This is a genomic window from Thermogutta hypogea (genome assembly GCF_055386265.1).
On sequence record NZ_AP042425.1, the window covers coordinates 2,819,163 to 2,835,603 of the forward strand.

A 16,441-nucleotide genomic window follows, 5' to 3' on the forward strand; every position below is an offset into this window, starting at 1 on the left:
GGATGCCATTTCCCGACAACGCCACCGCTTCCCTTTCAGTGTACATCGAAACCCATGCTTTCGCTTCGAGGTGTCAGCTTAGAGCAAGCGGCTCGGCCGGTCGAGCATCTCCCCGAAAAACGGCACCTTTTGTGTTGATTTCCTCCTTGACGGAGCGCGGCCCTTAATCGCGCGGAACGCCTTTGGCTAAAACGCAGACTCAGTCCTTGCGTACCCTCAAGCAACGCGGTATTTCCTTCATGCGACCTGCCGCCCCAAACGGGACTTGCTCCGCACATCCGCGCAGCGTTCCCCTGCCTTGCATGCGGCTTTCGTCCCTGCCCAAGCACGGCGCTCGCGGCTCGCCGAGAACTGGCGTCCGCCGCGGACTTTTCGGTAGAATGAAGGAGCGGCCGAGACACGCATGCCGCCGCAAGGCGGTCGGGCTTTCGCGTCATCCGCAAACTGTGAGGGATGAAGGTTGACTGAAATCGCTTATCTGGTCATCCGGGAAGGTTCGAAATGGACGGACGTATTTCGCCTCGTGCCCGGCCAGGTCATCACGATCGGCCGAGCGCCGACGAACCAGATCATCATCAAAGATGACCGTTGCAGCCGCAGTCACGCGGAGTTATTCCTTTCGGAGGGCCGGTGGGTCATCCGCGATTTGGAGAGCCGCAACGGCACTGTGGTGGGAACGCAGCTCATCAAGAAGGATTGGCCCTTGGAATCCGGAGACGTCATCCGGATCGGGCGCTCGCAACTAGTCTTCGTCCGCAATCTGAGCGACGCGTTTCCCGAGGGGGGAACGGTGCCCGGCCGAGAGGCCTTCGATCTCCCACCCGCCGTCTCTAACGAGCCCTCCGAGAGCGACGTGGATGTCTTGGGCGGGTATGAACCCACCACGATTACGCATCGGAGAACCCGCACTTCGCTGCTGGATGCGGATGAGAGCAATGAACCCGCCGTGGCGGAGGCGGGTCGGGCCGCCGCTCGTCTCTGCCGCCTAGCCTTCGAAATGGGAAAGGCCCCCGATGCTCCCACCATCGCCGGCCTGGCTCTCGACGTGCTATTCGAAATGACGCACGCCGACGGCGGCGGGGTCCTGTTGCGGCCGCGCGGCTCGGGGCGAATTTCCGGCGGAAGCGACCTGAAATTGGTGGCCTCCAAAACCGGCTCGCAGTGGGCGTATCATCGCGTCTCCAATTTCCTTGCCGCCACGGTGCTCCGCGAAGGGGAGGCGGTCCTGGCTCGCAACGTCCTCGACGACAGCGCCATCGCCAGCCGGGACAGCAAAGGCGAAATCCACGCCGCCAGCGTGATCTGCGCCCCCATCCGGCGCGGCCCCGAGACGCTGGGCCTGATCCACTTATACACGACCGATGCGGCTGCGGCCTTCACTCCCGAAAACTTGGAATTCACCCTCGCGGTCGCCGAGACGGCCGCCGTCGCCCTGAACAATCTCAACCGGCAAGAGGAGTTGGCCGAAAACCTGACCCAGGCCAGGACCGAGAACGTCCAACTCCGCGAGCGGCTGGGCGTGCAGAGCGAGTTGGTGGGCCGCAGCCCGGCCATCCGCACCATTAACGAGGAGATCGCCCGCGCCGCCGCCACCCGGGCCACCGTGTTGATCCGCGGCGAAAGCGGCGTCGGCAAGGAACTCGTCGCTAGGGCCGTCCACTATTCCAGTCCCCGCAAGGCCGGACCCTTCGTCTGCATCAACTGCGCGGCTTTGTCCGAGGAATTGCTCGCCAGCGAGCTGTTCGGGCACGAAAAGGGGTCCTTCACCGGCGCCTTTGAGCGGAAGGTCGGCAAGTTCGAGTTGGCCCATCAAGGGACGCTGATGCTCGACGAAATCGGCGAAATGAGCCCCGGCATCCAGGCCAAGTTTCTTCGTGTCCTGGAAGGGCACCCTTTCGAGCGGCTGGGCGGCAGCAAGCCGATCCAAGTCGACGTCCGCGTCATCGCGGCCACGAATCGGGATCTCGAAAAGGAGGTCATTCAAGGGCGATTCCGCCGCGACTTGTTTTTCCGCTTGCGGGTACTCGAGATCGTCGTCCCGCCCTTGCGGAAACGCCTGGAGGACGTACCCGAGCTGGCCTACTACTTTCTCAATAAATTCCGCGAGGAGACCGGCCGCAAGATCAAGGGCTTCACTCCCGCCGCCATGGATCGGCTGACCGCCTACCGCTGGCCGGGAAACGTCCGCGAGCTGAAGAACGTCATCGAGCGGGCCGTGGTCCTGTGCCGAGCCAACCTGATCGACGCCGACGACCTCCTGCTTTCGAACCTGAGCACGAGCGGGGACACCGCCGATGCCGCGTCGCAGGAGCGCGGCTATCGCCCCTGCTCCTTGGCGGACATGGAACGCGCCCACATCTTGGCCACGCTTCGCCATACCGGCTGGAACAAGAGCCGCGCCGCCTATATCCTGGGGATCGAGCGATCGACGTTGGATCGCAAGATCCGCCGTTACAACCTGGAACCGGAGTCGCGGTCCGCCGCGTCGCCGTGAGACCCGGCGACTCCGCGGCGACTCCGCGCGGGCCGAACGGACGGGAGCATCCTCGCCCGCTCCGCAGCCGGAGCGAGCGCGTCGGCATTCCTTTCCCCGTTAGTCTTGGAAGAAAAGCCATGAAACCCGCTTGCTGCTCTCGGCGCTCCTTCTTGGGAGCCGCGGCTGCCGGAGGCCTGGCCGTAACGTTCGGCAAGTGCCTGGCCGCTCCGGATGCCTTGGTCATTGAGGAACCGGTGTCGGGCGCCGTCCTCCACCGGCGACACGGCCGCCAAAGCGACGACGGACTGGAAATCGAAGTCCGCGGCACCGCTCCCCTGGAACAATCGGTGCTGGTCAACGGACGGCCTGCCCGACGGGCCGGAAAATCGTTTCGCGCCTCCGTCACCCTCCGCGAGCACGAAAATGAAATCCTGGCCGTCACGGAGGGCTTCGCCGGGCGGCAAGAACACCGCATCCGCGTCATTTGGGATCGGCACAGCCGGCCCCGCTACCGTTTCTCCATCGACGACAACAGTTTCTTCCTCCGCGACATCGCGCAGCAGCAATATGCCTCGCTGTTCGACTGCTGGTATCTCGCGATGCTCCGCGACCTGAACAAGAAGTACGGCAGCAAATTCGTACTGAATATCTACTTCACCACCGGCGACGACTTCGATCTGACGCAGTTCCCCGACCGATACAAGTCGGAGTGGGCCGACAACGCGGATTGGCTCAAGCTGGCCTTTCACGCCCGAGCCGACAAGCCGGACCGCCCGTACCAACATGCCTCGCCCCAGCAATTGGCCGCCGACTTCGACGCCGTGGCCGAGCAGATTCTGCGTTTCGCGGGCGAGCAGACCTATACCCCGCCCACGGTGATCCATTGGGGCATGGTGTTGCCTGCCGCCCTGCCCGTCCTTCGCGAGCGCGGCGTCCGCGTTCTGAGCGGTTACTTCCAAAAGATCGGCGACCTTTGGGACGTGAACTATCACTTCGACGCCGAGCGTAGCGAGTACCTGTCGCGCCACGACGCTTGGATGGACTTCACAAGCGGCATTGTGTTCTCTCGCGTGGATATCGTCTGCAACAGCGTCCCCGTCGAACAGATCGTGCCCACCCTCGCGCCGCTGGCGGAAGATCCCAACACCGCCGAGATCATGGACATCTTCACCCACGAGCAATACTTTTGGCCCTTCTATCAGCGATACCTGCCGGACCATCCCCAGCGGCTGGAGACGGCCGTACGTTGGTTGACGGAGCAGGGTTACCAGCCGGTGTTCTTCCACGAAGGTTTTCTGGGCGGGCCGGTGTAAGAGCTTCGGGGAATCGGCGGCAACCGCAATCGGATCCGCTCGCCGGGGCCGAGACACCGACCCTTCCCGGCGGTTGGCGGTTCGGTATCGAAAGCCGTTTCCGCCGTTCCGCCCGCCGCAGTCCGCCGCCGTTTCGCGGAGAGGTGAAAAAGCGAAGAAATCTCCGGCTTCTGCCGATTTGTACCTCTTGACAAAACAAGGGCAGGTTGCAATCCTTCTTGGGATCAACAACATCACCGGCTATGCAAGGCCGACCCGCGAGTCGGAGCACGGGCAACGAAGGAACTAGCCGCCTTCACGCCGGTGAGGTGCAGGATGTCATCACCTATGGCCGCCGTGGATGCCGACGCAATGCCGTCGCTCCCGGGTGATGAGGAACCTCCCGGTTCCCAGATCACCATCGAGACGATTTCCCTTTCCCCCGCCGCTACTCGCGGCACGTTCCGCCGCCTTCCCCTGATAGGCGAGCCTTCCACCGAACCGGCCGCAGAGCCGGCGGTCTCCCGTCGCCCCAAGACGGACCCCCGTGTTCGACAATTCCGTCGAACGTTCTATCGCGACGTTCCGGACAAACTGTGGAACGACTGGCACTGGCAAATCAGCCACCGCGTTCGCACCTTGCAGCAGATCGAGCGTTTGCTGGTGCTATCACCGGATGAGCGAGAAGCTTTGGTGCGGGCGGGCACCAAGCTGCCGGTGGGCATTACGCCCTATTACATGGCCCTGATCTCGCCCCACGACGCGAATCAGCCTCTCCGCCGGACCGTGCTCCCCAGCATGGCGGAATTCGAGGCCTCGCCCGGCGAGGCCCAGGACCCCCTGGCAGAAGACGACGACAGCCCCGTGCCGGGATTGGTGCATCGTTATCCGGATCGGGTGCTGCTCTTGGTACACGATTTCTGCTCGACCTACTGCCGCTACTGCACGCGGAGCCGCGTCGTGGGCCACGGCGAGATCGCGTCCACCCAAGCCCGGTTGCAGATGGGATTGGATTACATCCGCCGCACGCCCCAGATTCGGGACGTGCTCCTGTCGGGCGGGGATCCCCTCACGTTGAGCGACGAAAAGCTCGGCTGGATTCTGTCGGAATTGCGACGGATTCCCCACGTCGAGTTCGTACGATTGGGCACCAAGGTGCCGGTCGTTTTGCCGCAGCGCATCACGCCCGCCCTGTGCCGCATGCTGCGCCGTTTCCACCCCTTGTGGATGAGCATCCATTTCACGCATCCGGACGAATGCACGCCCGAGACGTTCCAGGCTTGCGGCCGTTTGGCGGACTCCGGAATCCCGCTCGGTTCGCAGACCGTCCTCCTCAAGGGCGTCAACGACGACGTGGAGACGATGAAACGGCTGATGCACGAACTGCTCAAGATGCGGGTGCGTCCGTACTATCTGTACCAGTGCGACCCCATCCTCGGCTCGGCCCACTTTCGCACTTCGATCGCCAAGGGGCTGGAGATCATCGGCGGTCTGCGGGGCCATACGACGGGTTACGCCGTGCCGCATTTCGTGGTCGACGCGCCGGACGGCGGCGGCAAGATCCCTTTGTTGCCCGACTACGTGGTCGGCCGCGAAGGCGACGATCTGCTCTTACGGAACTACGAGGGCAAAGTCTTCCGCTATCCCGATCCGGTGGAAGCCTGCTCCCCCACGAACGCGGAATCGAACGTGGAATCGTAAAGCGCCGAGGAGCCGCTGCCATGAGCCGCAAAGAACCGCTGTGCGTCCGCTGCGCGCAGACGCAGCGAACGTGTTGCCAAATCTGCGAAATCTACATCACGCCGGGTGATCTCGAGCGCATCGCCGCCTACACCGGCGAAAGCGACTTCCATGAGTATCGCCGGCCCGTCGATCCCGAGTATCTGGACCAAGACGACGATCCCCTTTGGGCGGCCTGCGTCTTTCGACCGGACGGCACGCGTCGCGTTCTCCGCAGGACCGACTCCGAAGGTTGCGTCTTCCTCGGGGCGAACGGCTGCCGTTTGCCGCTGGATGTTCGGCCGTTGGTTTGCCGCCTTTACCCCTTCGAATACACGGAACAGGGCTTGCAATCGGTGCGCGGCAGGATGTGTCCGACCCGGTTGCTCGCCGCCGGGGAAACGCTGCTCGAATCGTTGGACATGGACGCGGAGACGGCGGAGGTGTGGCGACGGCAGCTTTACGCGGAAATCCGCCGTGAATTGCCCGCGTCGGCCGACCTCCCGGCAATCACCGCCCATGCGGCAGGGCCGCCACCGGCGCCGCGTCCGCACATTTCGTCCCCCGAATCCACCGCGGTCGCCTCGTCGGGGTCGATTCCCAAAGCCGAGGCCGTCCCGAAAACACCCTCGCCATGCACATCGGTTTGACCTACGACCTCCGCAGCGAATACCTGGCCGAGGGTTGGAGCGAGGCGGAAACGGCCGAATTCGATCGTGACGACACGATCGAGGCCATCGACCTTGCGCTCCGTCAGAACGGTCACACGACGGATCGCGTAGGGCGGCTGGGCAAACTGGTGACCCGGCTCGCCCGCGGCGACCGTTGGGACCTGGTATTCAATATCGCCGAAGGAATGGTCGGAGTCGCCCGGGAGGCCCAGGTGCCCGCCCTCCTCGACGCCTACCGCATTCCTTACACCTTCGCGGATCCCGCGGTGCTGGTGCTGAGCCTGGACAAGGCCTTGTGCAAACTGGTGGTGCGCGGGGCGGGTCTGCCCACGCCGCCCCACTGGGTCGTCAAGACGCCGAGCGACGCGGACCGAATCCCGCCGCGGTTCCCCCTCTTCTGCAAACCGCTGGCGGAGGGAACGGGAAAAGGCGTCTCGGAAGATTCCCTGGTCTGCACCCGCGAGGCCCTTGCCAACCAGTGTCGCCGCCTGTTGGCAGAGTTCCGCCAACCCGTGCTCGTGGAGAAATACCTGCCCGGGCGAGAGTTCACGGTGGGCCTCCTCGGCACGGGAGAGGAAGCGACGGTCTTGGGCACCTTGGAAATCATCCTCCTTTCCACCGCCGAGCGTCATGCGTACTCCTACATCAACAAGGAGTTTTGCGAGCAGCACGTCCAATACCGTTTCGTCTCGTCTCGCGATCCCGAGGTGGCGCAAGCCGAACAAATCGCGCTGGCCGCCTGGCGCGTGCTGGGCGGACGGGACGGCGGGCGCGTCGACCTGCGATCCGACGAGGAGGGCCGGCCGCAATTCCTCGAAGTCAACCCACTCGCCGGTTTGCACCCCCAGCACTCCGACCTGCCCATGATCGCCGCGGCGGTGGGAATGCCGTATCACGAATTGATCGGCCGGATCGTCGATTCCGCGGCCAAGCGAGTCGCCGGTCCCGCGCCGTCCTAACGCCCGCCGCCCCGTCGGCCGAGAGAACGTCACCGTGCGAGTGCTGATCGTTCACCACGCCCTGTCCCCGCATTCTTCCCCGGATGACCACGACGTGCTGCGTCAGGCGGAGTTCGTACGTCACGGCCTGTTCCGCTTGGGACATGCCGTCGATATCCTGACGACGGATCTGAATTTGCGGCGATTCAGCGAAGACGTCCTCCGCCTCGCGCCGGATGTCGTGTTTCACTTGGTCGAGTCGCTGGGAGGCACCGACCGGCTGCAATACCTTTCGGCGGGCGTCTTGGATGCGCTCGCCGTTCCCTATACCGGAAGCCCCACGCAAACCCTGTTTGAGACCAACGATAAGCTGCTGACGAAAGCGCGGCTCCGCACGGCGGGTTTGCCCACGCCCGACTGGATCGACCCGGCCCGGCCCGAGCCGTTCGCGACCGCGGCCCGTTCCGGGAAAGGCTATTTGATCAAGAGTGCGTGGGAGCACGCCTCGGCGGGCATCGAAGAAGCCGTCCGCCCCGCGGCTACGGCCGAACAGTATCGCAACCTCCTGGACGCCCTCGACCGCATCACCACGCAAACGCGACGCCCTTGGTTCGCCGAGGAATTCATCGAGGGCCGGGAATTCAATCTCTCGATCTTGGGCGGCAACGATCGCCCCGAGGTGCTTCCTCCCGCCGAGATCGATTTCTCGGCCTTTCCTCCGGAGAAGCCCCGCATTGTCGGCTACCGGGCCAAGTGGGACGAAGACTCGTTCGAGTATCAGGCCACGCCCCGCCGCTTCGATTTTCCCGCTTCCGATCAGCCTCTCTTGACGGAGCTGGAGCGTTGGGCCGCCGCGTGTTGGGACCTGTTCCGATTGCGGGGATATGCCCGGGTCGATTTCCGCGTGGACCCGGCCGGCCGCCCCTTCATCCTGGAGATCAACGCCAATCCCTGCCTTTCCCCCGACGCGGGCTTCATGGCGGCGGTGGCGGCGGCAGGCTACCGGCCCGAGGACGCCTTGGAACGCATCCTGGCCGACTCGCTCCGCCCCGACCCAAAACCCTCCGCACGCGACATCGCCCGCGTCCCGGATGCCGGGCGGGATCCGCCCGACGACGATCGAACCCGCTTTCGCCGCGAAGTCCTCCCCACCGACGTCGAGGGCGTACGGCGCCTCGTTGCCTCCACCGGTTTCTTCCATACGGACGAAGTGGCCCTCGCCGCCGAATTGGTGCAAGAGCGCCTGGCCAAAGGCCCCGCATCCGGCTACGAATTCATCTTCGCCGACGATTCCCGGGGACCGGTGGGCTATACCTGCTTCGGGCCGATCCCTTGCACGCGGCATAGTTGGGATCTGTACTGGATCGCGGTGGCGCCGGATCGGCAGGGATGCGGATTGGGAAAGCGTTTGATGAACGAAACCGAGGCCGCCGTCCGCGCAGCCGGCGGAGAACGCATCTACATCGACACCTCGAGCCGCGAACAATACGCCCCCACACGGGCCTTCTACCATCGCTGCGGTTATCGTACGGCCGCAATCTTAGAGGATTTCTATGCCCCCGGCGACGGCAAGGTGATCTTGGAGAAGCGGCTGTAGCCCCTGAACTATTCGCATTCCGTGAGACGGCTGTGCTCGGCTTGAGTATACAAACACGAGGCTTCGGCCGAGGTCGGGAGGCAAGCCACCGTGACCTCAGTAGCCCGGGTTCCAGGGCCAGTACCGGCGACGCGGACCGCCCCAGCGAAACTCCAGACCCGCCGTCAGCGCCAGATGATGCGTCACGTTGAACCGGCTGGGAAACATGATATTGTCCGTAAACTCCAGCCGGAAGACGGGGTCCGTGAGGCGGCGGAACTTGATGCCGAAACCCACCGGCATGGTAAAGTACGTCCCCTCGTACGACTCTCCGAAGCGGTCGGTGAAGTCCATCCGCGTCAGGCCCGCCCCCCACAGCAAATAGAATCGGGCGGGGTGGTAGTCGGTGGGATAGTAGAGCAGGCTCACGTCCCATTGAAAGGCGGTCGCATTACGATCCGTGAATTGCCGCCGCAAGGGGTCGGTGACGCTCAGCCCGGCCGCGTCGTCGGCGGCGGAACGCGCGACCACGGCAGCGAAGCTGTCGCTCAGTTCCAAGCTGCCGAAGGAAAGCCGGGTCTCAAGGCCCAGGTTGGGAGCGAAGTCCCAGCCCAGTCGCCCGGTCCCCACCAAGCCCGCCTTCTCTTGCACCCAGTCGTCGATCAAGGCCGTCCCTTGGAAATACCCCACCGCCATCCCGCCCGAAATCGGCTCCTCCAGCCACGAACGCCAAAACTCGGGGGATTCCGGGGGCGCTGAACGGCCTTTCAGCCACCGGCGCAAGGGGCCGGGCGGCGGCTCCTGAACCACAAGTCGATAATTAGAATCCTCGCCGCGATCGGCCGACGATCGGCCGCTGGGGAAATGCCGTTCCACAACGCCCGTCACCTCACCCTCGACTTCGCCGACCGCATCCTCGCCGATGGGTGTCCGCCCTGAAATCGGCGACGTCGGGTCGGGAGCGAAAAAGGGCCCGTCCTCGGACTGCCAATCCACCGTAGCGAAACCTGCCACCGGCGGCCTGCGTGCAATATCGGCCGACTGTGGTGGCGGCAGAGGGCGAACGGTTGCGCCCGGAGAGGACGTGGTGATCCCCTCCGCGTCCCTCTCGGCCGAACGGCCGGCGGTCTCACGGGAATGCGTCGCAGGGTACTCGGGCGACGCAAAATCCGGGGGAAACGGGGCGGAGCCGCCGGATGAATCCAATCCGTCGCCGGGATCGGGCTCGGGAAAGGCCGGCAGCGGAAATGACCAATCCGCACCCGCCGTGACCGAAATCGCCGGGAACCACGTCGCCGCCAGCACGGCCAATACCGCCGCCGCGGCCAAACGGCCCGTTCGGCAAGCCCAATCACCCTGCGGCGAGAGTCCCGGGCAACGGCGCGTCGCCGCTTTGCGGCGGGTTCCCGCCGAAAAGCAACGTCCGCGCTGTAACTGAATCGTTCTCACCGGGAATCCTCTTGCCGGGAAAGGCGAGCGAGTGCTCCCCGATCCGATACGTCTCCCGAATCTGCCGCGCACAGGCCCCCCCGCCTGAACGACGGAATCCGTCCCGGGAGCAGCATGGCACGCGCAGTCGATGACCCGCGGGACCATGAGGCGGGGGATTATCGGCAAGCCCTTACCGCGTGTCAATCCCACATCGCGGCGAATGCCGAGCGGCAACAGCTTGAAGTTCCTCCGTATGCTATGATTCCTTGTCCTGAAAATCGCTAACGGCATAGCGCGGAGGCGGGTATCCGCCGGCATCGGAATCCAGGCCGCCCGGGCTGAGCCGGCAAGACCTAACCCATTTGGAGGAGTCTTTCGGTGAAGATCGCCATCGTCGGGACGGGTTACGTGGGTTTGGTGACGGGGACCTGTTTCGCCGAAACGGGCAACGAGGTCGTCTGCGTGGATTGCGACGCCGAAAAGGTCCGCACGCTCCAATCGGGGAGGTCCACGATCTACGAGCCGGGCCTGGAGGAGCTGCTGAAACGCAATCTGGCCGCCGGGCGACTGCGATTCACGACCGACCTGGCTTCCGCCGCCGGCTGGGCCAAGCTCGTGTTCCTTGCGGTGGGAACGCCCCCCAAGGACGACGGCTCCGTGGACCTCTCGTATCTGTGGACCGCGGTGGAACAGATCGCGCCGCACCTCCGCCCGGATGCCGTCGTCGTTCTCAAGAGTACGGTCCCGGTAGGCACCAACGCCTCCGTCACGGCACGACTTCGCGAATTGACCGGGCGCCACATCGACGTGGCAAGCAACCCCGAGTTTCTCAAGGAAGGCGCGGCGGTGGAAGACTTCATGAAGCCGGATCGCGTGGTCATCGGGGCGAGGCGGGAGGAGGTTTGCGAGCTGCTTTGGGACCTTTACCAGCCCTATCTGCGGACGGACAAGCCGCTGCTCTCCATGTCGCCGGAGAGCGCCGAGATGACCAAGTACGCCGCCAACTCCCTCTTGGCAACCAAGATCAGCTTCATCAACGAGATCGCGGCGATCTGCGAGCGGACGGGGGCCGACATCAACGACGTGCGGCGGGGCATCGGGCACGACAGCCGGATCGGTTTCGCGTTCTTGTTCCCCGGCGTGGGCTACGGCGGGAGCTGCTTTCCCAAGGACGTGCAAGCCCTCGCCGCGGTGGCCAAGGCCCACGACGTCCAACCCCGCATTCTCGAAGCCGTCCACCAGGTCAACGAATTCCAGAAGGGCACGCTGATGCGGAAGATCCGCGAGCATTTCGGCGGGGCCTTGTCGGATAAGACCATCGCCGTTTGGGGATTATCTTTCAAGCCCGCCACGGACGACGTTCGCGAGGCCCCGTCGCTGGTGCTCATCGACGCCCTGCTGCGGCACGGCAGTACGATTCGGGTGTTCGACCCGGAAGCCATGGAGAACGTCCGGCGGCGTTACGGCGAGCGTCTGATTTACGCATCGCAGCGCGATGAAGCCCTGGACGGGGCGGACGCGCTGGCCGTAGTCACGGAGTGGAAGCAATTCGTGCATCCGGACTTCGACGAGATCAAGCGGCGGATGAGACAGCCCGTCATCTTCGACGGACGCAACATCTACAACCCCTACCGGATGCGAGACCTGGGATTCACGTACTACAGCATCGGCCGCCCGCCGGTCCGGCCGTGACCCGGCATCGCGACGCCGACGCATCGATCTCGCGGCGCCGGCGAGAAACCGCAACGGCCGAGCTTGCCATCCGCCATGATAGTTACGGCGCTATCACACCGATACGGTTTCTTGCGGCCGCACTGGCACGTCGATGGCTCCACCCTCTATCGGCGGGTTTCCTCGCCGTTCACCTTTGCCGCACCGAACATTTGCGGTATGGTTGATTTTTTGAGACCAATCGGCAAAACCGGCCCGGTTGCAGCACCCGCCGCGCCGTAACTCGGGCGGCGAAAGCGACACCGCCTTTTTTGGACAAGGAGCCTTACCTTGAGCGTTTCCGGCCATACTTCCGGGGGGAACGACAACGAACTCAGCCCGTTGGAGGCCGCCAGACGCGAGAAAATGCGGCGTCTGGAGGAGCTGGGAATCGACCCGTGGGGACATCGTTTCGACGGGCATCAGGCCATTGCCGCCGTTCGCGCTCGCGAGAGTGAGATCGAGGCCGTCCCGGCGGGCGATTGCGCCGTCGGGCAACCGCCGGAGCTGCGCGGTCCCCAAGTCCGCGCCGCCGGCCGAATCATGCTCCTCCGCCGTGCCGGCAAGATCATGTTCTTGGATCTTCGGGACTGGTCCGGAAGAATCCAAATCCTGATCGGCAAGGCTCAGGTGGGCGAGACCAATTGGGAATTGGCCCAGTGCCTCGATTTGGGCGACCTGTTGGGCGTGGACGGGGAACTCAAACGCACCAAGACCGGCGAGTTGACGATCTTCGCCCAAGACCTGACGTTCCTCGCGAAGTCCCTCGAAACGCCGCCCGAAAAATGGCACGGCTTGACCGATCCGGAACTTCGCAACCGCATGCGCTATTTGGATCTGGCGTACACGGAAGGGGTGATGCAGCGGTTTTTGCGGCGGACCAAGATCGTGCAATCCATCCGCCAAACCCTGGGCGAGGAAGGTTTCGTCGAGGTGGAAGGGCCTACCCTGCACAGCGTGGCGGGCGGCGCCGCGGCGCGCCCCTTCGTCACGCACCACAACGCCCTCGACATGGACCTCTTTCTCCGCATCGCCTTGGAACTGCACCTCAAGCGGCTGTTGGTGGGCGGCGTCGAGCGGGTCTACGAGCTGGGCCGCGTCTATCGCAATGAGGGCATCAGCCCCCGGCACAATCCCGAATTCACCATGCTCGAGGTCTATCAGGCCTACGGCGACTATCAAACCATGATGGACCTGACGGAGCGTCTCATCGTCCGCGCGATCCAGGCTACCGATCAGCCCCTGCAATTGCCGTGGGGAGAAGCCGTGATCGACTTCACGCCCCCCTTCGCTCGGCGGCGATACGACGATCTGCTTCGGGAATACCTGGAAGTCGACCCGAGCGATCCGGCCGCGCTGAAAGAGTGTGCGCGGAGTCGCGGCTTGGAGGTCGGCTTCAAACACCCCGACGTGTTGAAGAATGAACTGTTCGAGGAATTCGTCCAGCCCAAGCTGGTCGGACCGATCTTCGTCATGGATTATCCGGCGTCGATCTGCCCCTTGACGAAGCGGAAACCGGGGTCGCCGGAAATCGCCGAGCGATTCGAGCTTTTCGTGCAGGGCATGGAGCTGGCGAACGCCTACACCGAGCTGAACGACCCGGACCTCCAGGAGCGGCTTTTCAGCCTGCAATTAGAAGGTCTGCCCGAGGAAGAGTCGATGGCGCGGATGGATCGCGACTTCATTCGGGCGTTGCGATACGGAATGCCACCGGCGGGGGGACTGGGAATTGGTATTGACCGCTTGGTGATGCTTCTTACAAACTGTCAGAGCATTCGGGAAGTCATCCTGTTTCCGCTTTATCGCCCCGAGGCGTAGTCGGGCGAAACGGGACCTTTGCCGAAAACGCCCGCGCCGCCGCACGGCTTCCCAGAGCGCCGCCGCGGTCGAAACGCCGTCAAATGGTCACGGAGGACCGTGCCGCGATGTACGTCTTGATGCTTTGCTGGCGGTACCTACGGACGCGGTATATCGCCTTGGCGTCCATCATCAGCGTGATGCTAGGCGTGGCCACCATGATCGTGGTGAACAGCGTCATGCTGGGCTTCACCCGCGAGATGGAGAACCGCCTGCACGGCATCCTCTCGGACATCATCTTCCAGTCGCGGAGCTTGGAGGGATTCCCGGACGCCGAGTGGCACATGGACCAGATTCGTCGCGTGGCCGGCGAGGACATCGAGGCCATGACGCCCACGGTTCTTGTGCCCGCCATGGTCAACCTTCAAGTCGGCGAGCAGTGGATCACCCGGCCCGTGCAACTCATCGGGATCGACGCGGCGACCCAAGGGCGGGTCAGCGATTTCGGGCATTACCTCCAGCACCCGGAAAACCGGCGACAACTGAGCTTCGAGCTTCGCGACGGCGGTTACGACGTTCGAGATCACCAGGGCGGACCGAATGATCCTACCCGTCCCGAAATGGCCGATGCCGGATGGAAATACCGCCGCCGCATGGCTCAGCTTCGCAAGATCATGCGGGACATCGAATCGTCGTCGGCGGAGGTACAGGCGGTCGGCGGAGGCCCAGCGGCCGACCTCGCCGCGGATTCCGCGCCGGTCCCCGCGGCCGTAGCCGGCGCCGGCGAGACGACGGGCGGACCGGCCGACGCCGTCCCCACCAACCCCTTCGCCCGATTCGGTCCGCGCGAGGAGGAGTACGTGCCGGCCTTCGATCCGGCCCAATCGCAATATACCGGCATCGTCTTGGGAATCGGCCTGGCCACCTATCGCAAGGAGGGACGGGATCGCTTTCTGGTGTTGCCGGGCGACGATGTCACCGTGACCTTCCCCACCGCCGGATCGCCGCCCCGCATCCATCGCGACTATTTCACGATCGTGGACTTCTACGAAAGCAAGATGAGCGAGTACGACTCCAATTTCGCGTTCGTGCCCATCGAGACGCTCCAGCGGCTCCGCGGCATGATCGACCCTTCGACGGGACGCAGTTACGTCAACGCCATCAGCATCAAACTCAAGCCGGGCCGCGACATGAACGCCGTCCGTGACCGGCTCCGCGCAGCCTTCGCCCCGCAGTACTACTCCATCGACACCTGGCGCGATAATCAAGGCGCTCTGCTGGCCGCCGTACACATGGAGACCGCGATCCTCAACGTCCTGCTCTTCTTGATCATCTGCGTGGCGGGGTTCGGAATCCTGGCCATCTTTTTCATGATCGTGGTCGAAAAGACCCGCGATATCGGCATTCTCAAGGCCCTGGGCGCGTCGTCCGGCGGCGTGATGAGCATCTTTCTGGGCTACGGATTGCTGCTGGGATTGGTCGGCTCCGGCGTGGGATTGGTCATGGGGCTGCTGTTCGTTCATTACATCAACGAAATCGCGGACATCCTGGGGCGTCTGACGGGCCGGCCCGTGTTCGACCCGGACATTTACTACTTCTACAAAATCCCGGCCATCGTCGATCCCTTCACGGTGGCGTGGATCGTGGGCGGAGCCATGGCGATTGCGGTATTGGCGGGAATCCTTCCCGCCTTGCGCGCCGCGCGCTTGCACCCGGTGGAGGCACTGCGATATGAATGATATCCGCGCTGCGCGACGTGATACCGACTCGGCATCGCCTGCCATCTCCTATCCGGCCGGGTCCGCGGCCGAGACCTTGTTGCCGGACGGCGGCGCACCCGCTCGTATGACGAACATCGGCTTGGAAGACGCGACCTCGGATAGCGGATCGGCTACGAAGCGCCCGCCCACCGTGCCCCCCGCCCCGCACCTCCGCCGGACCGACCGGGAGTGCGTTGCCGCCGCGCCCCGCGAGCAGCCGGAAAACGCTTTGCCCCACGTCGAGCCGCAACTCCGCACGACGGGCTTGGCCAAAGCCTATCGCAAGGCCGCGGTGGAAATTCCCGTTTTGCGCGGCGTGGACCTCGAGGTCCATCCGGGGGAATTTCTGGCGATCGTGGGCCAGAGCGGATCGGGAAAGAGCACGTTGCTGCACCTCTTGGGTCTGCTGGATCGCCCCGACCAAGGAAGCATCCGGCTGGCCGGTTCCCGGATCGACGACTTGCCGCCGACGAAACGCGATCACCTGCGGAACCGGTGCTTCGGAATGGTCTTCCAGTTCTACCATCTTTTGCCGGAACTGACCGCCCTGGAAAACGTCATGATGCCGGCCATGATCGCGACCAAACCCTGGACGGGATTTCGCGAACGGTCGCGACTGAGACGCCGGGCGATGGAACTCCTGGAGCTGATGGGTTTGTCTCACCGCGTGAGGCACCGACCGCGAGAACTATCCGGCGGTGAGATGCAGCGCACCGCCATCGCTCGGGCATTGATGAATCGTCCGCAAATCCTCCTGGCCGATGAACCGACGGGAAATCTGGATCAGGCGACCGGCCGGGAAATCTTGAAAACCCTGCGAACCTTGAACGGTAGCGAGAACCTCACTATAGTCATGGTTACGCACGATCCCACCATTGCGGCGCAGGCGGATCGCGTCGTACGTCTTCGCGAAGGCCGGGTCGTACCGGCCTGATGTCGCATCATATCGATCGAGGCAGGCCCCCGAATACGCGGACGCCCCATGTCTCGGATAAAGCTCCGGGGCCGGCCGCGTGAAGCTTCGTCCGGCCTAGTGCAGAAAACATGCTTCAGAGGGATGGAACGCGCGGA

The 16,441-nt window shown here is 64.1% G+C and carries 11 protein-coding genes; 10 read left to right on the top strand and 1 reads right to left on the bottom strand.

The features are described from left to right. Positions 1 to 460: 460 nt before the first annotated feature. The 6 genes from ACZ5B4_RS10145 to ACZ5B4_RS10170 all read left to right on the top strand — a co-directional run bounded on the left by ACZ5B4_RS10145 (position 461) and on the right by ACZ5B4_RS10170 (position 8,693). Positions 461 to 2,494, top strand: a complete 2,034-nt coding sequence (locus tag ACZ5B4_RS10145; protein WP_464911112.1) for a sigma 54-interacting transcriptional regulator — start codon at positions 461 to 463, stop codon at positions 2,492 to 2,494. Positions 2,495 to 2,613: 119 nt separating this feature from the next. Next, positions 2,614 to 3,789 carry a twin-arginine translocation signal domain-containing protein gene (locus tag ACZ5B4_RS10150; RefSeq protein WP_464911113.1) on the top strand — a complete coding sequence of 392 codons (1,176 nt, stop codon included), beginning with the start codon at positions 2,614 to 2,616 and terminating at the stop codon, positions 3,787 to 3,789. 315 nt (positions 3,790 to 4,104) lie between these two features. After that, positions 4,105 to 5,469, top strand: coding sequence for a KamA family radical SAM protein (locus tag ACZ5B4_RS10155; protein ID WP_464911114.1), 1,365 nt, complete (start codon positions 4,105 to 4,107; stop codon positions 5,467 to 5,469). 20 nt (positions 5,470 to 5,489) lie between these two features. After that, positions 5,490 to 6,137 carry a YkgJ family cysteine cluster protein gene (locus tag ACZ5B4_RS10160; protein WP_464911115.1) on the top strand — a complete coding sequence of 216 codons (648 nt, stop codon included), beginning with the start codon at positions 5,490 to 5,492 and terminating at the stop codon, positions 6,135 to 6,137. Further along, a complete protein-coding gene (locus ACZ5B4_RS10165; protein WP_464911116.1) occupies positions 6,122 to 7,117 on the top strand; it encodes a D-alanine--D-alanine ligase family protein in 996 nt (331 codons plus the stop codon). The genes ACZ5B4_RS10160 and ACZ5B4_RS10165 overlap by 16 nt, the downstream gene beginning before the upstream one ends. Before the next feature lie 34 nt (positions 7,118 to 7,151). Further along, on the top strand, positions 7,152 to 8,693 hold the full coding sequence (locus ACZ5B4_RS10170; protein ID WP_464911117.1) for a GNAT family N-acetyltransferase: 1,542 nt from the start codon (positions 7,152 to 7,154) through the stop codon (positions 8,691 to 8,693). 96 nt (positions 8,694 to 8,789) lie between these two features. Here ACZ5B4_RS10170 and ACZ5B4_RS10175 read toward each other — a convergent pair whose 3' ends face one another. Then, positions 8,790 to 10,121, bottom strand: a complete 1,332-nt coding sequence (locus tag ACZ5B4_RS10175) for a porin family protein (protein WP_464911118.1) — start codon at positions 10,119 to 10,121, stop codon at positions 8,790 to 8,792. Between the two features lie 360 nt (positions 10,122 to 10,481). Between ACZ5B4_RS10175 and ACZ5B4_RS10180 the strand changes: the two genes are divergently transcribed. From ACZ5B4_RS10180 to ACZ5B4_RS10195, 4 genes are all read left to right on the top strand, one after another. Then, entirely contained in the window at positions 10,482 to 11,795 is a 1,314-nt protein-coding gene (locus tag ACZ5B4_RS10180; protein WP_464911119.1) for a UDP-glucose dehydrogenase family protein, read from the top strand. Between the two features lie 309 nt (positions 11,796 to 12,104). After that, entirely contained in the window at positions 12,105 to 13,631 is a 1,527-nt protein-coding gene (gene lysS / locus ACZ5B4_RS10185) for a lysine--tRNA ligase (RefSeq protein ID WP_464911120.1), read from the top strand. A gap of 83 nt (positions 13,632 to 13,714) precedes the next feature. Next, positions 13,715 to 15,349: an ABC transporter permease gene (locus tag ACZ5B4_RS10190; protein WP_464911121.1), complete on the top strand. Its 1,635-nt coding sequence runs from the start codon at positions 13,715 to 13,717 to the stop codon at positions 15,347 to 15,349. Next, positions 15,342 to 16,304, top strand: a complete 963-nt coding sequence (locus ACZ5B4_RS10195; RefSeq protein ID WP_464911122.1) for an ABC transporter ATP-binding protein — start codon at positions 15,342 to 15,344, stop codon at positions 16,302 to 16,304. The genes ACZ5B4_RS10190 and ACZ5B4_RS10195 overlap by 8 nt, the downstream gene beginning before the upstream one ends. Positions 16,305 to 16,441: the final 137 nt, after the last annotated feature.